At 59.9% G+C, this 15,213-nt stretch carries 17 protein-coding genes and 1 pseudogene; 8 read left to right on the top strand and 10 right to left on the bottom strand.

Going from position 1 to position 15,213, the window contains the following annotated elements; genetic code table 11:
- Window positions 1–26 precede the first annotated feature (26 nt).
- Together PKE98_RS20635 and PKE98_RS20630 are read right to left on the bottom strand one after the other, a co-directional pair.
- Window positions 27–911, bottom strand: coding sequence for a LysR family transcriptional regulator (locus tag PKE98_RS20635; RefSeq protein WP_271197276.1), 885 nt, complete (start codon window positions 909–911; stop codon window positions 27–29).
- 170 nt (window positions 912–1,081) lie between these two features.
- Window positions 1,082–1,753: a TetR/AcrR family transcriptional regulator gene (locus PKE98_RS20630; protein ID WP_271197275.1), complete on the bottom strand. Its 672-nt coding sequence runs from the start codon at window positions 1,751–1,753 to the stop codon at window positions 1,082–1,084.
- Window positions 1,754–1,836: 83 nt separating this feature from the next.
- On the opposite strand from PKE98_RS20630, the gene PKE98_RS20625 reads away from it, so the two are divergent.
- The 3 genes from PKE98_RS20625 to PKE98_RS20615 are packed head-to-tail and all read left to right on the top strand — an operon-like array spanning window position 1,837 to window position 5,038.
- Window positions 1,837–3,318 (top strand): flavin-containing monooxygenase, encoded by a 1,482-nt coding sequence (locus PKE98_RS20625; protein ID WP_271197274.1) that lies wholly within the window; start codon window positions 1,837–1,839, stop codon window positions 3,316–3,318.
- Window positions 3,315–4,220: an alpha/beta fold hydrolase gene (locus PKE98_RS20620; protein WP_271197273.1), complete on the top strand. Its 906-nt coding sequence runs from the start codon at window positions 3,315–3,317 to the stop codon at window positions 4,218–4,220. Before PKE98_RS20625 ends, PKE98_RS20620 begins: the two co-directional genes overlap by 4 nt.
- Window positions 4,217–5,038 (top strand): SDR family NAD(P)-dependent oxidoreductase, encoded by an 822-nt coding sequence (locus PKE98_RS20615; RefSeq protein ID WP_271197272.1) that lies wholly within the window; start codon window positions 4,217–4,219, stop codon window positions 5,036–5,038. Before PKE98_RS20620 ends, PKE98_RS20615 begins: the two co-directional genes overlap by 4 nt.
- A gap of 38 nt (window positions 5,039–5,076) precedes the next feature.
- Here the strand turns inward: PKE98_RS20615 and PKE98_RS20610 are convergent, their stop codons facing one another.
- Window positions 5,077–6,150 carry an NAD(P)-dependent alcohol dehydrogenase gene (locus PKE98_RS20610; RefSeq protein WP_271197271.1) on the bottom strand — a complete coding sequence of 358 codons (1,074 nt, stop codon included), beginning with the start codon at window positions 6,148–6,150 and terminating at the stop codon, window positions 5,077–5,079.
- Between the two features lie 148 nt (window positions 6,151–6,298).
- On the bottom strand, window positions 6,299–6,838 hold the full coding sequence (locus PKE98_RS20605) for an acyl-CoA thioesterase (RefSeq protein ID WP_271197270.1): 540 nt from the start codon (window positions 6,836–6,838) through the stop codon (window positions 6,299–6,301).
- 105 nt (window positions 6,839–6,943) lie between these two features.
- Between PKE98_RS20605 and PKE98_RS20600 the strand changes: the two genes are divergently transcribed.
- Window positions 6,944–7,903 (top strand): GlxA family transcriptional regulator, encoded by a 960-nt coding sequence (locus PKE98_RS20600; RefSeq protein WP_271197269.1) that lies wholly within the window; start codon window positions 6,944–6,946, stop codon window positions 7,901–7,903.
- 13 nt (window positions 7,904–7,916) lie between these two features.
- On the opposite strand, the gene PKE98_RS20595 is transcribed toward PKE98_RS20600, so the two are convergent.
- Complete coding sequence (locus PKE98_RS20595; RefSeq protein ID WP_271197268.1) at window positions 7,917–8,603, bottom strand: NYN domain-containing protein; 687 nt, start codon at window positions 8,601–8,603, stop codon at window positions 7,917–7,919.
- Between the two features lie 457 nt (window positions 8,604–9,060).
- A complete protein-coding gene (locus PKE98_RS20590; RefSeq protein WP_271197267.1) occupies window positions 9,061–9,309 on the bottom strand; it encodes a hypothetical protein in 249 nt (82 codons plus the stop codon).
- Window positions 9,310–9,351: 42 nt separating this feature from the next.
- On the opposite strand from PKE98_RS20590, the gene PKE98_RS20585 reads away from it, so the two are divergent.
- From PKE98_RS20585 to PKE98_RS20570, 4 genes are all read left to right on the top strand, one after another.
- Complete coding sequence (locus PKE98_RS20585; protein WP_271197266.1) at window positions 9,352–9,720, top strand: hypothetical protein; 369 nt, start codon at window positions 9,352–9,354, stop codon at window positions 9,718–9,720.
- A 95-nt stretch (window positions 9,721–9,815) separates the two neighbouring features.
- Window positions 9,816–10,091 (top strand): type II toxin-antitoxin system Phd/YefM family antitoxin, encoded by a 276-nt coding sequence (locus PKE98_RS20580; RefSeq protein WP_271197265.1) that lies wholly within the window; start codon window positions 9,816–9,818, stop codon window positions 10,089–10,091.
- Complete coding sequence (locus PKE98_RS20575; RefSeq protein WP_271197264.1) at window positions 10,091–10,435, top strand: type II toxin-antitoxin system RelE/ParE family toxin; 345 nt, start codon at window positions 10,091–10,093, stop codon at window positions 10,433–10,435. The genes PKE98_RS20580 and PKE98_RS20575 overlap by 1 nt, the downstream gene beginning before the upstream one ends.
- Window positions 10,436–10,569: 134 nt before the next feature.
- On the top strand, window positions 10,570–10,806 hold the full coding sequence (locus tag PKE98_RS20570; protein WP_271197262.1) for a hypothetical protein: 237 nt from the start codon (window positions 10,570–10,572) through the stop codon (window positions 10,804–10,806).
- 70 nt (window positions 10,807–10,876) lie between these two features.
- Here PKE98_RS20570 and PKE98_RS20565 read toward each other — a convergent pair whose 3' ends face one another.
- The 4 genes and pseudogenes from PKE98_RS20565 to PKE98_RS20550 all read right to left on the bottom strand — a co-directional run.
- Complete coding sequence (locus PKE98_RS20565) at window positions 10,877–13,276, bottom strand: TonB-dependent siderophore receptor (RefSeq protein WP_271197332.1); 2,400 nt, start codon at window positions 13,274–13,276, stop codon at window positions 10,877–10,879.
- A 276-nt stretch (window positions 13,277–13,552) separates the two neighbouring features.
- Window positions 13,553–14,497 carry a FecR domain-containing protein gene (locus PKE98_RS20560; RefSeq protein WP_271197261.1) on the bottom strand — a complete coding sequence of 315 codons (945 nt, stop codon included), beginning with the start codon at window positions 14,495–14,497 and terminating at the stop codon, window positions 13,553–13,555.
- 3 nt (window positions 14,498–14,500) lie between these two features.
- A complete protein-coding gene (locus tag PKE98_RS20555; protein WP_271197260.1) occupies window positions 14,501–15,010 on the bottom strand; it encodes a sigma-70 family RNA polymerase sigma factor in 510 nt (169 codons plus the stop codon).
- An 87-nt stretch (window positions 15,011–15,097) separates the two neighbouring features.
- Window positions 15,098–15,205 (bottom strand): annotated as a pseudogene (locus PKE98_RS20550) (RrF2 family transcriptional regulator); the annotation flags it as partial.
- Window positions 15,206–15,213 lie beyond the last annotated feature (8 nt).

Genomic DNA, 15,213 nt, shown 5'->3' with positions numbered 1-15,213 from the left:
CAGATTGCAATCGCCTCCAAGCGAGCTCACATAGCCAGCTTCGAGGCGATTTCGTCCATCAGCAATTTCACCCGACGGGGCACCGCATGGCCGGAGGGATAGACAATTTGCAGGTCCACCCCCTGTAACGAGTAGGCCTGCAGTACTTCCACCAGGCGCCCTGCTTGCAAGTCCTCGTGCACATCAATGTACGACTTGATGCAGATACCGTGGCCAGCCAGACACCACTGCCGTACTTGGTCGCCGTCATTGGCGATACGCCTGCCCGCCACCCGCACCTTGAACGCACGACCGCCCGCGCGGAACTGCCATTCCCGGTGAATGTTGGCGCCGAAGCGCATCAGGATGCACTGCTGCTGGGCCAGTTCTGATGGATGTTGCGGCGTGCCATGCGCTTGCAGATAAGCCGGCGAAGCACACACAACACGGCGTCCCTCACTGAGTTTTCGTACACGCAGCGTGCTGTCAGCCAGCGCGCCATAACGAATGGCAAAGTCGATGCCTTGCCCGGCCAGATCGAGAAAACCATCCGTCAAATTCAGGTCCAGGCTGATGTTGGGGTTGGCTGCGAGAAACTGATCGAGGATAGGCACGATACGGTTTCGTCCCAGGTCCACCGGTGCACTCAGCCTTATAAGGCCGGAAATGCGCTCGGTACCCAGCTTGATAGCGCTCTCGATGTTTTCCGCGTCCGCGAGCAATCGCCGCGCGCCCTCCACCAGCAGCCGGCCCTCGTCGGTGAGGCTTATCGAGCGGGTGGTACGGGTGAGCAGCGTCGCCCCGTAATGCTTCTCCAGCGCTCCCAGGCGCTCTGACACAGAGGTCGGCGAAAGCCCCACCTCGCGGCCTGCCGCCGACATGCCGCCTTTCTCGACAATTAACAAAAACAGCGCCAGATTTTCGAAGAGCATTATTCGGTTTCCCCGGAGAATGGGTGCGCTTTGCGCCCGACTCTACGTTATCTGAAACCGCGACATCATTGCTCAACTGACTTAACCAACAGCGGCAGCACGCCTAACGCTGACGGCACGTTGCGTGCCGCAATCTGGAAAGCGTCGGCGATATAACCAACCGTGCATTTTTACGATGTGCCGGGCGCCACACGCAGTTGGCTCACCGTCCCCAGAATGACCTTGAGCGTTGCCTCCACTACCAACTCGATAGGCAGTTCATAGTGGCTGCGTACCCAGAGCATCCCCGTGTGCATGACCGAACCTGCCAGAGCGGTTCCAACCAATTGCATCTCCCGTGGGTCGTGTGAAGCGATTGGCACCCCGTCACTAGTGAGAAATTCCATCATCAGCGCCGCAAAATCACTCGCCGATTGAAGATACAACGCATCCACGCGCGGGCTGACACCGAGCACTTCACTGTGGGTAATTTTCGCAAACCTGGGGTCCGACATGGCCTCAAAGAAGCACGCCAGGCCAGCGCGTGTACGCGCCTCAACGCCGCCTGGCGCGCCGTTCATCACCCCGTTCAAACGGGCACGGTAGTCACCAATCAGTTCTTCGTAACAGGCCACCAGCAGGTCTTCCAGCGTTTCGAACGACTCGTAGAAGTAGCGATTGGTAAGCCCAGTGGCCGCGATCAGCGTGCGCATGGTGGTGGCGTGGTACCCGACCGTACCGAACAGCTCGATACCTGTTTCAACGAAACGCTGCCGGCGATTGGCCGCACGCTCGCTCACGGCGATACCGGAATAGGTTCTGGAACCCGTGCTTTCGATTGGGGGTGTTGGATTATCAGTCATGGGCGGATCGTACAGATTGACAACACCTGTTGCCACACTCAAAGTAGTGAAAACGACCGTTGTCACAATAAGAGAAAAAACCGATGACCCGCGAACGCCAGAGCCTTACCCCTGTTGATGTCCTGATAATCGGTGCAGGTGTTTCGGGCATTGGCGCCGCGTACCACCTGCACAAGCGCTGCCCTACCCTGACGTACACCATCATTGAAGCGCGAGCCGATCTGGGCGGCACCTGGGACCTGTTCAAGTACCCGGGCATTCGCTCCGACTCCGACCTGTATACCTTTGGCTATGACTTCAAACCCTGGGTGGGTGAGAAAGCCATCGCAGATGGCCCGTCCATCAAGGCCTACATTGCCGAAACAGCCCGTGAGAATGGCATCGAACAGAAGATCCGCTTTCAGCACCGCGTGGTAGATACCAACTGGCTGACAGCCCGGCAATGCTGGGAGGTCACTCTGCGCGAGGAGGTCACCGGCCAAGAGCTGAGTATCGAAGCGCGCTGGTTGTTCAACGCTGCCGGGTACTACCGCTACGACCAAGGCTTTACCCCGGATTTCCCCGACCTGGCGTTGTTCCAGGGGCAGGTCGTGCACCCGCAACACTGGCCGGAAAATCTCGACTACAGCGGCAAACGCGTGGTGGTGATCGGCAGCGGCGCTACGGCTGTCACCCTGGTGCCGGCCATGACCGACAAAGCGGCGCATGTCACCATGCTGCAGCGCACCCCAACCTATGTGTTGCCGGTGCCCTCGAAAGACCCTATCGCCCGGCGGATACGCCCGTTGCTGGGCGACAAGATCGCCCATTCCATGGCACGTCGTTTCAACATCGCCAAGCAGCGGTGGGTGTTCTCGTTCTGCCAGCGCTACCCCAATGCCGCCCGCCGGCTGATCCGCAAGATGAACACGAAAATGCTGCCGGCCAATTACCCCGTGGACGTGCACTTCAACCCGCCCTACAACCCGTGGGAGCAGAGAATGTGTGCGGTGCCGGGTGGTGATCTGTTTCAGGTGCTGGGAAACGGCAAGGCCTCAATCATCACCGACCAGATCGAGCGTTTCACGGCCAGCGGTATTCAACTGCGCTGCGGCGAGCATATCGAGGCCGATCTGGTTATTACCGCGACCGGGCTGAATCTGCTGCCGTTAGGCGGTATACGGCCAAAAATCGATGGCCAGGAGGTGCGCCTGAGCGAGCGCGTGACCTACAAGGGCATGCTGCTGAGCGACGTGCCGAACTTCGCCATCGCCGTCGGTTACACCTCCTCCTCCTGGACGCTGAAAATCGGGCTGCTCTGCGAGCACTTCACGCGCTTGCTCAGCTACATGGACGAACGCGGGTATGCGGTGTGCACGCCCAAAGCCGACCCGACGATGGAAACCGAACCGCTGCTGAACTTCGGCGCCGGGTATGTGCAACGGTCGGTGTCCGAGCTGCCACGGCAAGGCAAGGCCTACCCGTGGACCATGTCGTGGAACTACGCGGCCGACGTGAAAATACTGCGCAACGGCGAGGTCGATCATCCGGCCTTGCAGTTCCAAGCCAAGGCGGTGAACCCATGAGCCTGGCTACCCACATCGAGCAGTTCGCCACCCTGCCCAATGGGCTGCGTCTTTGTTACGCCAGCCATGGCGATGAATCAGCGCCGGTAGTACTGCTGATCGCCGGCCTGGGCGTGCAGATGGTGTATTGGCCGGCGGTACTGATCGAGCAACTGGTGACAGCGGGTTATCGAGTGGTTTGCTTCGATAACCGCGACGCCGGCCGCTCCGCGCGCGCAGCGACCCCACACCCGAGCAAATGGCAACAGCTCACCGGCAAGGCGCCGGCAGGCAGCTACAGCCTGGAGGACATGGCGGACGACACTGCCCTGCTGCTCGATCACCTGGGCATCGGCCAGGCGCACCTGGTGGGCATGTCCATGGGCGGGATGATTGCTCAGACCCTGGCCTATCGGCACCCGCAAAAGGCAGCGTCGCTGGTTTCCATATTCTCAACCACCGGTCATCGCAAAGTCGGCCAACCGGCACTCTCAACGCTCTGGCGCATGGCGCGGGCCAAGGCGCCGCGCAACCAGGCGCAAGCGGTAGAAAGCTACCGCAGCACCATGACCCACATCGGCGAGGGCACAGCCCCCGGTGCGCAAGCGCTCTGGGAGAACTACGCCAGCCAGGCTTGGCTGCGCAACGGCGAGCGGGCCGATGCGCGTGCGCTGTTTCGCCAGATCGGTGCCATTCTCAAGTCCGGTGACCGCACGCCACATCTGCGCAGCATTCAGGTGCCCTGCCTGGTCGTGCACGGTGATCAGGATCGAATGGTCCACCCCAGTGGCGGCGTGGCCACTGCGCAGGTAATACCTAATGCCAGGCATGAAGTGATTGCCGGCATGCGCCACGAGATCAATGCCCCTCAAGCGCAGCGCCTGGCGGCGCTGATCCTTCACCACATCGGACAACAACAATGAACATCGACAATCAGGTTGCCGTGCTCACCGGCGCGGCAAGCGGTATCGGCAGAGCCCTGGCCATCGTGCTGGCGGAGCGTGGTTGCCACTTGGCACTGGTCGACCGCGATGAAGCAGGCCTGCGCCAGACCCTGGCCCAGCTTCCACAGCGTGGCCGCACATTCAGTATCCATGTCGTCGATCTGGTGGACCGTCAGGCCATCCGTGATTTGCCCAGCGAGGTGTTGAAAGAACATGCGACCGTGCACCTGCTTATCAACAATGCGGGCGTAGCCGCCGGGGGCACATTCGAGCAGGTGACCGAAGAGGTTTTCGACTGGGTCATAAACATCAACTTCCGGGCCGTGGTAGACAGCACCCGCGCCTTCCTGCCGATTCTGCGCGGCAACCGTGCTCCTTGCCGCATCGTCAATATCTCCAGCCTGTTCGGCCTGGTATCGCCACCCGGCCAAGCGGCCTACAGCGCGAGCAAGTTTGCCGTGCGAGGTTTTTCCAACAGCTTGCGCCACGAGCTGGCCAATACGCCGATCGGGGTAACCGTTGTGCATCCGGGCGGCATTGCCACGTCCATCGCCACCAATGCGCGGGCGCCCGAGGGCATTGACCCGGCGGAACTGGCACGGCAGAAAAAAGCGGCCAACAAGATTCTGCGGATGCCGCCGGCAAAGGCCGCGCAGATTATTGTGCGCGGCATCGAAGGTGATAAGGGGCGCGTGATTGTCGGCACTGACGCGCTGGTGCTCTCCCTTATCGAGCGCCTGCTACCAGTGAGCTACTGGTCTGTTATCGAGCGGTTGATGCCTGCTCGCCCCCGCTGATTTTGGCCAATCGAAGTCAAACCTCGCTGGCCTCCGGCTCAGGGGGTAATCGCCACTTTCAACACGCCGTCGCGCTGGTGTGCGAACAACTCATAGGCAGCTTCGATATCGTCCAGCTTGAAGCGATGGGTCACCAGCGGCTTAAGATCTACGCTGCCGCTGGACACCACTTCCATTAGCCGGCGCATGCGTTCCTTGCCGCCAGGGCACAGGGTGCTAACGATGCTGTAGTCACCCAGGCCGGCAGCGAAGGCGGTGACCGGGATGGTCAGATCGCTGGAGTAAACGCCCAGACTCGACAGCGTGCCACCGGGGCGCAACACCCGCAGAGCCCACTCGAAAGTGGCCTGGGTGCCTAGCGCTTCAATGGCCACATCAGCACCACGCCCGCCGGTGATGGCCATGATGTGCGCCACGACATCAACTTGCTTGAAGTCCACCACATGGGTCGCGCCCATGCTGCGAGCAACGTTCATACGCGCCGGCACCGTGTCGACGCCAATAATGGAGGTAGCGCCCTTGAGTCGCGCACCGGCCACGGCGCACAGGCCAATAGGGCCGAGGGCAAACACCACCACGGTGTCGCCTATTTTTACGTCACCGCGCTCGGCGCCGCTAAAGCCGGTAGACATGATGTCCGGGCACATCAGCACCTGCTCGTCGCTCAGGTGGTCAGGAATGGCACAGAGATTGGCCATGGCATCCGGCACCCGCAGGTACTCGGCCTGGCTGCCGTCGATCAGGTTGCCGAACTTCCAGCCGCCGGTGGCGCGAAAGCCGTGCGGGGTGTCGGGGCCGTCCTGCGAGGCACATCCGCAGAGGCAGGCAAAGCTGTGGCCACTGGGGGTGATTGCGCCGGCAATCACTCGCTGGCCCTCGCTAAACCCTTTGACCTGCGAGCCGAGTTTCTCGATGACACCCACCGGCTCATGGCCAATGGTCAGGCCTTTTTCGACTGGGTATTCGCCACGCAAAATATGCACATCGGTGCCGCACAGCGTGGTGGTGGTAATACGGATCAGGGCGTCGAGGGGGCCGATATCCGGAATCGGTTTATCGGCCAGGATGATGCGGTTCTTTTCAACAAAGACGGCGGCTTTCATAAGCGGCATGGCATCGACTCCAAAGCGAAATGTGCTTCAGATTGTCCCTACAGACTTGCTGGGACATTGATCGAAATCAAACCGATCGGACCACCGCCCAGGCAAAGCCGCCCGTGCGTCGGTTAGCGAGTTATCCACTCAGCGAGGGCAGCATCTGCTAGCGCTCCTCTGCCCGTAGCGCTGCGCTCATCTCGTCACAGCTTTGCGACCAGCCGGTTAGCCACCCAGGCATTTCCACAGACGCTTCCTCCAACCCCAGGTGCCGGGCAAATTCGCCGGGTGCAACACCGCCTTTGGGCGAGCGAAACAGACCGCGCATCACCACCACACCGAGCACACGGCCGTCTTTGACGAAACGGTGCTCCATAAAACTCCACTTGTGATCCCACCCCAGCATGCGCGTGTGGATTTCAAAGCGCTCGAACAGACGCAGCTCCCGGCGGAACTTGCCCCAGGTGTCGCCCACAATCGGCACGGCTTTGTGCTTGAGCGCCACGCGAAACGCGCCACTTCGCAGCACGTAATCCATGCGACCGATATCGGCCAGGGTGAAGTAGCGGCCATTGGTGACATGGCGATTGAGGTCCAGGTCCAGCGGCCAGACGCGCATGCGCACGACTGTGGTGGCCATCGGCTCTACCGGTTTGCGCCAAGGGCGGCGCAGCAGCATCAGGACAAGTCGAAACCAGAGATTCATAAGTACGCCAATCAGTGTGAGTTGGCGGGCATCTTAGGGCGCGGCATTGCGCTACAGTAGATGCACAAATGACTTTTTACATGCGAAATACGCAATAGGGCTGTTATGCACGTTACGTTGCTTTTGGCCGAACACTGCTCGGCCGCCAGCGCCAACATGGCGCTGGAAGTGCTCAGTGCGGCCAACCAATTTGCCGACACCCCGTTTTTTGAAGTGACAGTCGCCTCGTTGGACGGCAGTGACGTGAGCTCACAGGCCGGCCAAGTCATGCAGGTGCAGTGCGCCATGGATGCCATTACCCATACCGACCTGGTACTGATCCCGGGCTTTCTGTTCACGCTAAAACAAGCCCTGCCCGCCTTCCCTGCCTACGCCGCTTGGTTAAACCGCCAGCACGCCCAGGGCGCCGTGCTGGCCTCGATGTGCACGGCGGCATTTGTGCTGGCCGAAGCGGGCTTGCTCAACGGCATTCGCGCCACTACCCATTGGGCCTTCGCCGATCTGTTCCGTCGGCGCTACGAGCTGGCGCTGCTCGATGAGGCGCAGATCCTCTGCGAAGACAACCGCGTTATCACGTCTGGCGGCGCCAGTGCGGCCATGGATTTGCTCCTGCATCTGGTCCGCCGGTTTGCCTCGCTGGAGCTTGCCCAGCAGTGCAGCAAATACCTGCTGGTGGACGCCGTGCGCAGCGAGCAGTCGGTGTACGTGATGTGGTCGCTGCCCAAAAACCATGGCGACGGCGAGATTCTGCGGGTGCAGAACTGGCTCGACGACCACTTCGCCGAGCCGCTGTTGATCGACGAACTGGCCCGGCAATTCGGCTTTGGCGAGCGCAACTTCAAACGCCGCTTCAAGGAAGCCACCGGCTCCACGCCCATAACCTACCTGCAGACCCTACGCCTGGAAAAAGCTAAGCACCTGCTGGAAAACACGCGCATGAGCCTGGACAGCATTACCTACAAGGTCGGGTACGAAGACAGCAACTCGTTTCGCCGGCTGTTTCAGCAGCGCGTGGGGCTGTTGCCGGCGGCGTATCGCAAACGGTTTCAAGTGCGGGTGGGGTGAAGGAAAGGGACTGCTACCAGTAATCTGGTTTTACGATTGCGGGCTTGCTGGGTAAAGGCACTTTCACGGGTAGTTGATGCGCGGCTAGTTCGGCGTCTGAAATATAACGACGCAGCCAATCGGCGTGCTGTTTAAGCGACCCGGGCGGCTCTCGCTGCAATCGCTCAGCTTTTGCGCGGTGAGGAAGAATTACGCCTAGACGAATATGGGGAAAATCCGCGCGTATTGCAGCCAACGCTGGGGCAAGGTCCGAATCACCGGACACCAACACAATGTGCTCAATCTGCAACTGATCTGAGCGACTGGCCGCGCGATACATGCCCAACGCAAGGTTGACGTCTGTTTCCTTCTCATCGAGCTGCCAGATAGCAATCTGGTCCAGACGCGATGCCTGTTGCCCTTCTACAAATCGGGGAGCAAAGCCCTTGGCAAGTCGGTGCGCACCCAACGTGATTGCCACACCTCGCGCCTGCAAAGCGCGAAGGTAGCGGCTCTGTGCATCGTTGGATGCCTGCCCGCGCGTGGCGAGCCGAGCAATGACCGGTGCGGAATAATAGTTGACCGACGACAGCGTGGCTGCCGGATCTTGAATGGCAAGGACCGAATTTAATAACGCTGGCAGGTCCAGCCATTTATGAGGCGAGCCATGAAGCACACCGTAATAGAGGTTGTAGCCGTCGACAAAGAAAGCTGTTCGCACAATTCCTAATCCCTGGAAACGAAAAAACCGGCTTTAGGCCGGTTTTTTCACCCAAGGCTGAAGCTGAACTTAATCGGCTCGCCAAGGGTTGAGTCGTGCGCAAAGTATTCCTTAAACAATCGTCTTGTTCAAGCCTGCTTAATCGCAAGGTCACTCTCAAAAAGGAACACCGTGCGCGCTACAGCGCCTACATGCTGCGCTAAATGCGATAAGTGCGCGAATGGATGAGCCACCCTACAAAGCGCTCACTACAGCGTCGTACAACTTTACGATTTTTCACTCAACTATAGCGACCACGAGCCGCTTGAGTCGGTGACACAGGCAAGCAACGCACTCGCCTAGTAAAAAAACGCTGATGGCGCAGCGAGCGAATCCGAAGCCCGATACTGGCGTTGCAACCTGTTAAACGAGCGATCAATGCTGCTTCCACTGATCTTGTCGTTTTCGCACTACTCCCCTAACTAAAGCGAAAACTGCCACGGGGGTCTTTGTCCGAGTAATCCCCTTCGGTAAACCCACTCTTACCCTTAAGCAGATCGCGACGGATGCGGTCCAGATTCACCATCCGTAATTCGCCCACCGTCACGCTCGGCAACATGCCGATTTCAAGCCAGTTGGCCACCTTCTCGACCGCAATACCTGTCATCGCGGCAAAGGTGCCGACGCCGCAATAGTCGAACTCGGGGCCTGTCGCTTTTTCATTCATGCTCGTTACTCCTGTACGGGTTTTCGTGGGCGAGCGCTTCCGGTGGCATTGGGTTTGGGCCACTATGCTCGACATTTGCCGCTTAAAATGGGCATCTATTACTCAAGAGCAATTGCTACTCACAGCCAAAATCTGAGCAATTGCTACTCAGGAATAAATTTCTATATGAAAGGCTCCGCTGATAGAGCACGCGCACTGTTAAAGACAATCGGCCCTAAGAAAGCCAGTGAACAAGGCGGGGATTACGAGCGCTGGAGGAATGTGAGCAAGGGTGCCGTGAGGGTTAGCGCGGATGAAATAGATGTGTTGGTAGAGCTCTTTCCGCAACACGCGTTGTGGCTGGTAAGCGGCGAGGTTGCACCTGAGATCGGGCAGACCAGCCCTGACCACAGCCAGCCCAATGAAAAATAGCCATCCATCAGTCCTTCTCCCGGACCTGGACCACTCCCTTGCAACCCAACCATAAAAAGACCATATTCGGTCCTCACATCATTCTGGAGCCCTCCATGCGCTACTCATCTCAGGTCAAACCTATTAGTTATCTCAAGGCAAACGCCGCAGAGGTGCTGACTAATTTGGCAGAAACCCGCGAGCCCATGGTTATTACTCAGAACGGTGAGGCCAAGGCGGTTCTGCAGGATGTAGCGTCTTATGAGGAAACCCAGGAAGCCCTAGCGCTTTTGAAACTTCTCGCGCTAGGTAACCAAGATTTTGCTGCCGGCAAGTTCAAGCCCGTAGCAGAGGTGGTTGCACGCCTTCGAGCCAAGAGGTCTGACGCCTAATGGCACCCGTACCAGCAGCGTTCGAAGTTGTGCTTACCAACGGTGCCGAGCGAGATCTCGAGACGATTTACGAATACATTTGCGAAGTCGACTCTGTCAGCAGCGCTAACTACGTGTTGGACGGTTTGACAGACGTGGTAGAAACACTCGCGCGCTTTCCGGATAGGGGCGGCTACCCAAAGGAACTGTTAGCGCTTGGTGTTAAAGAATTCCGCCAAGTTTTCTTCAAACCCTATCGAGCGATTTACCAAACTATCGGTAATCACGTCGTTATTTCCGTTATTGCTGACGGTCGCCGCGATATCTCCACCTTACTCACTCGCCGATTGCTCAGCAGCCTGTAAACAGCTGCCTCTTCTGCCGTCTCAGCTTGCGGATCAGCTGGGTGTGCTGCATTTCAGCAGGACAAATTGCTCTTGAACGATTTTTCTGACCGCTAGGTCAAAATATTATCCGTTCACGCGCAGAGGAAGCCTCCATGCCCCACTTCACCATCCACTACAAATACGACGCCGAACCCCGCACCCACGTTATCGAGCTCAACCAACCTCGGCTGTCGCAGGCCAATGCGGTGCGTCATCTCATCGAACTTCACCATGGCGACGCCGAGAACAGCCTGTTGATGCCGGACGCAGAAGCGAGCGATGCCGAAGTGCTGGAGCAGGCCGAGGTGCTGAAAATCGCCGAGGTGCAGGTAACGGCGAAAGACGCCTGAACCCGCAGCCCGCAAACAAAAACGCCCGCGTTCTGTTGAAGGAACGCGGGCGTTTTTTTGTGGCTGGGGTTTACCAGTCGTAGGTCATGTCTAACGATGCGACGCGGGCCTGGCCGTAGTAGCAGCCAAAGCTGTAGTTACACTCGGAGACGTACTCGCGGTCGAAGATGTTCTGAATGTTCAGGCTGGTTTGCAGGCCGGCCAGGCTGCGGTCCAGGCGCCCCAGGTCGTAGCTGAGGGTGGCGTCGTACACCACGAACGAGGGCACGTCGAAGGTGTTGTACATGTCGCCCGGTTTACCGCCTGTGTAGCGCGCGCCCGCACCAAAGGTGAGGCCGTCGATCACCGCCTGGCTGAAGTGGTAGTCGATCCACAACGTGGCCGAAACCGGCGCCTGAGCTTCGGAGCGGTTGCCCTCTTCACCCCAGTTGCCTTTGGTGTAGAAGGAATCCATGTAGCTGGCGGCGGCCAATACATCGATGTTGTCGAGGCTGGATTTCACTTCCAGCTCTACCCCGCGCGAGCGCACTTCGCCGGACTGGATTTCATAATCCGGGTAGAGCATGTCCATGGTGCGTACGTTCTTCTGTTTCACCTGGTAGACCGAGGCGGTCATCACGGTCTTTTCATACGGCTGGTATTTCACCCCCACTTCGTATTGCTCACCTTCGGTGGGCTCGAAGCTTTTGCCGCCGCGTTGCGGCGCGCCGGTGCCGACGCTGGGCATAAAGGATTCGGCGTAGCTGATATAGGGCGCCAGGCCGAATTCGGTGACGTAGGTCAGGCCGACGCGGCCGGTGAATTTCTTGTCTTTTTGCGTGGTGCGGGTTTCGGCAAGCAGGTCTTTGTTCTGCACTTCGGCCCAGTCGTGGCGCCCGCCGATGGTGAGAATCCAGTTGTTGAGTTTGATCTGGTCCTGGGCGTACAGGCCGGTCTGGCGCACGGTGTCGTCCCATTGGGTGGCCAGCGTGGGTTTGTAGGCAGCCGTGCTGGAGTTGTCGGGGTTGTACAAGTCGACCGGCACGTTATAGGCGTTGTACCCGCTGTATTGACGCTGGAAGTGACGGTAGTCGAGGCCCACGAGGCTGGTGTGCTCCAGCGCGCCGGTGGCGAATTTATATTCGAAGTTGTTATCCAGGGTGTAGGCGGTGTTGTGCTGGCGCCAATCGACCTTGGTGCGGTTGACCTGGGTGTAATCGGTCACGCCGCCGCTATCGGTCACGAAACTGCGCAGGTACAGGCCCTTGTAGCGGTCTTGCACATCGATGTAGCGGGCGCTTTGGCGATAGGTCAGGTTGTCGTTGAAGGCGTGGCTGAGTTCGTAGCCGAACACATACTGGTTGCGCATGTAGTCGTTGTACTGCGAGTCGCCGAAGAACGAATCCCGGTCGATGCGTTGGCCGTTGGGGCCGCGCTTGAGCGAGCCGATCATGGGCATCGATTGGTAGTCGGCCAGGCCGTCGTCGCGTTGGGCCTGGGCGTAAAGCGTGACGGCAGTGGCATCGTTCGGCGCCCAGGTGAAACTCGGCGCCAGCAGCTTGCGCTGGCTGTTGGTGTGGTCGAGCTGGTCGTTGCCTTTTTTCGCCACGGCCACGAGGCGGTAGCTGAACGCCTTGGCGTCATCGAGCGGGCCACTGGTGTCGATGGCGCCGTTCACGCGGTGGTAGCTGCCCAGGCCCAGTTTCACCTGACTGCGCTGCTCGGTGGTCGGCCGCTTGGACACCATATTGACGATGCCGCCCGGTTGGTTCTGACCGTACAAAACAGAGGACGGCCCCTTGAGCACCTCCACACGTTCAAGGGTGTAGGGGTCGATCTGCGGCGCGCCGCCGAGGCTGCCGGCGTAAGGCAGGTAACCACCGTCGAAGTACAGCGGTGTGGGTGCAAACCCCCGGCTGGTGATTTCGTCGGCGATGTTGTTGCGGTCGGTATAACCGTTGACGCCCAAGCCCGGCGTGTAGCGCAGCGCCTGGGTGATATTGCGCGCGCCCTGGGCGGCGATCTGGTCGGCGGTGACAACGTTGATGGTTTGCGGCACTTCGAGAATGGGCGTGTCGGTTTTGGTGGCGGTGGCGGTGCGGGTGGCGACGTACCCGTCCACAGGACCGTACGCCGACTCGCTGTTACCGGAAATATCGGTAGCGCCCAGGCGCAGGCTGTCGCCATCGGCAATCTGGCTCAGCGAGTAGCTGCCGTTGGCCTGCTGCATGGCCTGCAGGCGGGTGCCGGCCAGCAGTTGGCGCAGGGCGCTGTCGGGTGCAAAACGGCCACGTAGCCCGGCCGTTTGTTGGCCGCGGGCCAATGCCGGCTCGAACGAAACAGTGACGCCGGCGGTGGCAGCAAACTGCGCCAGGGCCGTTTCCAGGGCGCCTGCGGGAATGGTGAACTCATACTCTGGCGCCGTCTGCGCCCAGGCGGGCGTGGCCAGGGTGACGGCGCCCACGGGCCCGAGCAAGGCGGCGCCAAGCATGGCGGCGTGCAGCAAAGACAGACGGAAAGCCGGCGCAGCGGCGCGGCTAGCGGTAATGCGAGGGGACATGCGGTTTCCTTTCGCCCTATGGCAGTGGTTGGCGGCGTCTGTGCGCCTCTACCTACCAAGTCGAATAAGAATTGAAATCAACAACACCCCCGGCAAAAAAAGTTTTGCCTTCTCAGGAATCACCGGGGTGCCCTGGCTTGCGCCGTCATTCCCGCGCAGGCGGGAACCCAGAATAATGAGGCGGATATAAATCGGCGGACCGAGGCATTAAACCGCTTCAACACTCGCCCAATACCGACTAAACCGGCGAATCCGCACCGGCAAGGTAGCGGTCAGGTTATCGAGGATGGTGTCGGTATCGCCCAGGTGAAAGGCACCGGATATACGCAAGCGCCCAACGCTGCCATCGCACCCCAGATGGCCGGGACGATAGCGCTGTAGCTCAGCGATAAAATCTTCCAGCGCCCAGTCGCTGACCACCAGCATGTCGCGGCTCCAGGCGTCGATATGGGGAGTGGCCAGCAACACATCACCCAAGCGCTCATCGTTAAAACTCAACTGCTGGCCCGCCTCCACACGTACTGCCTTGCCTGGCAAGCCTGCCGAGCGCACTTCAACCGCATGCTCCTGCACGCTGACCCGTGTTTGGCCCGCCTCGCGCCGCACGACAAAGCGCGTGCCCAAGGCCCGAATGCTGCCCTCCGGTGTGTGCACGACAAGGGGCCGCGCCAGTGCGTCGCGGGCTGTTTCAATCAGTATTTCACCGCTTAGCAGGCGCACGTCGCGCACCTGCGGGCTAAAGCGGATATCCACCGCTGTAGCGGTATTGAGGTGCAGCTCGCTGCCATCCTCCAGACGCAGCTGGCGACGCTCACCCGTACCTGTGCGTTGATCCGCCATCAAGGTCGGCAACCCCGTGGTGTTCCAGGCCAGGGTGCCGGCAGCGCCGGAGGCCAGCAGCAGCGACAGCACCTTAAGCACGTCACGGCGCTTGGCTCGCGCACTGGCCAGGGTTGGGCGCGCTACGGCGGGGTTGATCTGTTCCAACTTGCCTTGCAAACGCCCAAGCCGCTCCCAGGCCTGTGCATGCCGTGGGTCGCGCTCCAGCCAACGGCGATGGGCTTCGCGCAGCGCATCATTCGGGCTGTCGCAACGCAGGTCGACATACCAGCGCGCGGCGGCTTCCAGGGTGGCGTGATCCAGGCTGCTCACGGCTCAGTCTTCCAGCAGCAACAGGCAGTGGGTGAGCGCGCGCACGGCGTGTTTTTTCACGGTGTTGACCGACACACTCAGGCGCCGGCCAATGTCCACGTAACTCAAGCCGTCGAGTTGCGAGAGCAGGAAAATCTCGCGGGTGCGGCTACCGAGGCCGTCGAGCAGACGGTCGATTTCCAGCAAGGTTTCGAGGATCAGCGCGCGGGTTTCCGGCGAGATATCCACAGGCTCGGGAATGGCGGCGAGGGTTTCCAGATACGCCTGTTCCAGCGCTCGGCGGCGGAACATATCGATCATCAGGCTGCGGGCGATGCTGCTGAGATAGGCGCGCGGCTCGCGTAGCTCAGAGGCCTTGCGCAGGGTGAGCACGCGAATGAAGGTGTCCTGCGCCAAGTCGGCCGCGTTCTCGCTGCAGCCCAGTCGTTTTTTCAGCCAGCCGCACAGCCAGTTATGGTGATTCTCGTAAAGCGAATGCACGGCGGTTTGCAGTGAGAGGTCGGCGGATGACATGCGTTAAAACCAAAGACTTTCATTTGATAATTAATCGCATCTTCAAGTAGCCGTGTCATTTTGGCAAGCCGGCCCCTCGCAATGGCCTCAGGAAGTTGGCGTTCCACCCTTGCCGTCCCGCTCGCTATCCCACCAGCGCATCACCTGCTCGCCAAACTCCGGCGGGGCTTTGCGACCGAAGCGACGGGCAAGGTCCCGATCGG

Source organism: Pseudomonas turukhanskensis (assembly GCF_027922365.1).
Lineage (GTDB): Bacteria > Pseudomonadota > Gammaproteobacteria > Pseudomonadales > Pseudomonadaceae > Aquipseudomonas > Aquipseudomonas turukhanskensis.
This window is presented reverse-complemented; position numbering and strand designations above follow the sequence as displayed.